At 73.3% G+C, this 1,025-nt stretch carries 2 protein-coding genes; both read left to right on the top strand.

What is annotated here, in order from left to right; genetic code table 11:
- A partial coding sequence (locus P409_RS35090) for an FGGY-family carbohydrate kinase (protein WP_274519208.1) occupies positions 1–622 on the top strand: 622 nt, incomplete at its 5' end.
- A 57-nt stretch (positions 623–679) separates the two neighbouring features.
- A partial coding sequence (locus P409_RS35085) for a GntR family transcriptional regulator (protein ID WP_152613727.1) occupies positions 680–1,025 on the top strand: 346 nt, incomplete at its 3' end.

Here is a 1,025-nt window from a genome sequence, read left to right as displayed (position 1 = left end):
GGTCAATGTCGCCGGCACCAGCAACCTCGACTGGTGCCTGCGCAGCCTGTGCCCGGACCTGGCCCGCGACCCCGATCCGTACGCCGCGCTGGAGGCGCTGGCCGCGGCCGCGCCGCCGGGCGCTGTCGGCGCCGTCTACCTGCCCTATCTCAGCGAGGTCGGCATCATCGCCCCGGCGGTCTCGGCCGCGGCACGGGCCCAGTTCGCCGGCCTGGCCCCCGGCCATGGCCGGCCCGAGCTGGTGCGCGCGGTCTATGAGGGGTTGGCCTATGCCATCCGCGACTGCTTCGCGGCGATGGCGGAGCGGCCGCAGAGCGTGCTGCTGTCCGGCGGCGGCGGCCGCAGCCGCTTCTGGTCGCAGATGATCGCCGATGTGCTGGGCCTGCCGGTGGAGATCCCCGACGGCGGCGAATACGGGGCCTGCGGCGCGGCCCTGTTGGCCGGGACCGGCATCGGATGGTATCCCTCGATCGGCGACGCGTCGCGCCGGGTCCGCACGGTCCGGCGCACGCATCGCCCCGATCCGGCGCTGCGGGAGGCCTATGAGGCCGCCTGGCGGCGCTACGGCCGGCATCGCGACGCGCTCTTGCGCATGCCGGCTGCTTTGTCCGACCTTTCTTGACGGGGTCCGGATCGGCCTGCATCATGCCGATTGTGGTCTAGACCACCAGGGCCCGCCATGACCGACCTACAGCCGACCGCGACGGACAAGCCGATCTACCAGCAGATCGCGGAGGATCTGGCCGACCGCATCCGCACCGGCGCCTTCGCCGTCGGCGACCGGCTGCCGTCGGAGCGCGACCTGGCCGACCAGCTGGGCATCAGCCGGATGACCGTGCGCCAGGCCTTCAAGAGCCTGACCGATGAGGGGCTGATCGAGAGCCGGATCGGCCGCGGCTGCTTCGTCGCCCGGCCGAAGGTCGATCAGCGGCTGCAGCGCCTGACCGGCTTCAGCGAGGACATGGCCCGGCTGGGCCGCCGCGCCGCCGCCGTCAGCGGTCGATCCAGGGGCCGCGGGAATCGCT

The sequence above is a fragment of the Inquilinus limosus MP06 genome, from assembly GCF_000767795.1.
In the GTDB taxonomy this organism is placed as follows: domain Bacteria; phylum Pseudomonadota; class Alphaproteobacteria; order DSM-16000; family Inquilinaceae; genus Inquilinus; species Inquilinus limosus_E.
The sequence above is the reverse complement of the archived record's forward strand: the minus strand, read 5'-3'. Positions and strand labels throughout refer to the sequence as shown.